This is a genomic window from Collinsella aerofaciens (assembly GCF_040926405.1).
Lineage (GTDB): Bacteria > Actinomycetota > Coriobacteriia > Coriobacteriales > Coriobacteriaceae > Collinsella.
The window spans coordinates 1-1,895 of the sequence record NZ_JBCOIG010000032.1 but is presented as its reverse complement, the minus strand read 5'-3'; the positions used below and the strand labels follow the sequence as shown (position 1 = coordinate 1,895).

The following is a 1,895-nucleotide window of genomic DNA, read 5'->3' as shown; positions in this document are numbered from 1 at the left end:
GTGTATGTGTACAAGGTGTCTGAGGCGCATGGCGCCAACGCTGGTGGATACACGTATGACACCGAGTACCCCGGTGACGCCTACGTGCTCATTGCGGTGAAGCCGAATCCGGACAACAAAGGCCAGCTCTACACCGAGACGACCATCGCGAAGGGCCCGGGCGTGACGGCGCTTGTTGGCGGGGGCGGCAACGTTGATGCGCTGACGGCCGAGGCGATTAAGGGCCTCGATACCACGACCAACTACGTGAAGACGGTCTCGAGTCGCAATGCGAAGCCCGCTACGCCTACCGTCCCGTTCAAGAACAGTTACAAGTCAGACGCCAGCGACGAGCTGACCCCGCAGGTGACGAAGAAGATCTCCGGTGTTGAGAGCACGGAGAAGGCGTTCTCGTTCACGCTGACCGCCACGGAAGAGACACAGCAGAAGATCGCCGCCGGCGACTTGGGTGTGTCGGACGACCTGGCGGGCGACGCGCACGCGGAGTCCAAGGCCACGAAGGACAAGATTATCAAGGACAAGGGCCAGACGGTCGACTTCTCGAATATGACGTTCAACAAGGCGGGCGAGTACACGTTCACGCTCACCGAGGTGCACAACGCTGATGATGATCCCGCAGCGGACGGCGTGCAGAACGCCGGCTGGACGATGGACGCCTCGACCTATACCGTCACGGTAAGGGTCGAGGATAAGGACGCCAAGCTGACCGTCACGGGCGTGACGGTGAAGAAGGATGGTGACGCTGAGGCCAAGCCCATCAAGGCTGAGGTCAAGGACGGCAAGGTGAACCTCGCCACCTTTATCAACAGCTATGCTGCGAAGGGTTCCGTGACCTTGGCGGCGAAGAAACGCTTTAGGGGCGGTGCGCTCGCGGGGAACGACTTCTCGTTCGTTCTGTACAAGGGTGACAAGGCGGAAGGCACGCCCATTGAGACCGTCACGAACGACGAGAAGGGCAACATTACCTTCCAGCCCATCAACTACACCGAGGCAGGTGACTACGAGTACACCATCAAGGAAGTTACCGGTAACGACCAGACCATCGTCTACGACGGTCAGAAAGTGAAGGTCAAGGTCAGCGTTACCGATAACAAGAACGGCACGCTGGACGCGACCGTCACCTACGGCGGCGATAAGGCCGTGCCGACCTTCACCAACGTGAAGCCGACGACGGACGTTACCGTCGAGGCCACGAAAGTTCTCGCGGGCAAGGCGCTGACGGACGGCGCGTTCGCCTTCGGCCTGTACCAAGGCGACACGTCCACGGGTAATCCCGTCAAGATCGTCCAGAACGACAAGGAGGGCAAGATCAATCTTGCCCTCACCGGTCTGACCATCGGCGAGTACGACTACAAACTCAAGGAGGAGAACGTCGGTGCCGATCCGACTATCACCTACGACACCAAGGCGGTGAAGGTTCACGTCTCGGTGAAGGCGGAGGGCGACAAGGCGAAGGCGACCGTCACCTATGACGGCAAGAACGATGCCCCGACCTTCACTAACAAGTACCAGCCCGCCGAGACCTCGGTGGCGCTCACGGCGAAGAAGGCCTATGTGAAGCCCGACAACACGCCGGCCACGCTCAAGGGCGGCGAGTTCACCTTCGACCTGTACGAGGGCGACCTGACGGCTGAGCAGCTGAAGGGCAAGCAACCCATCCGGAGCGCCAAGAACAGCGAGGACGGCACCGTCACCTTCCCGGCCATCGACTACACCAAGGCCGGCGAGTACAAATACACCGTCGCGGAACAGGAGGGCGACCTGTCCCACGTGACCTACGACGCTACGGTGCACCATGCCGTGGTGAAGGTCATGGACAATGCCGGCAAGCTGGACGCCGCTGTTACCTACGATGGTGACAAGGCCAATGCCCCCACCTTCACGAACACCTACAC

1 protein-coding gene is annotated in these 1,895 nt (G+C 60.6%); it reads left to right on the top strand.

What is annotated here, in order from left to right:
- Positions 1 to 15 precede the first annotated feature (15 nt).
- The coding region (locus AB5758_RS08740) for a Spy0128 family protein (protein WP_368155500.1) at positions 16 to 1,895 on the top strand (1,880 nt) is incomplete at its 3' end.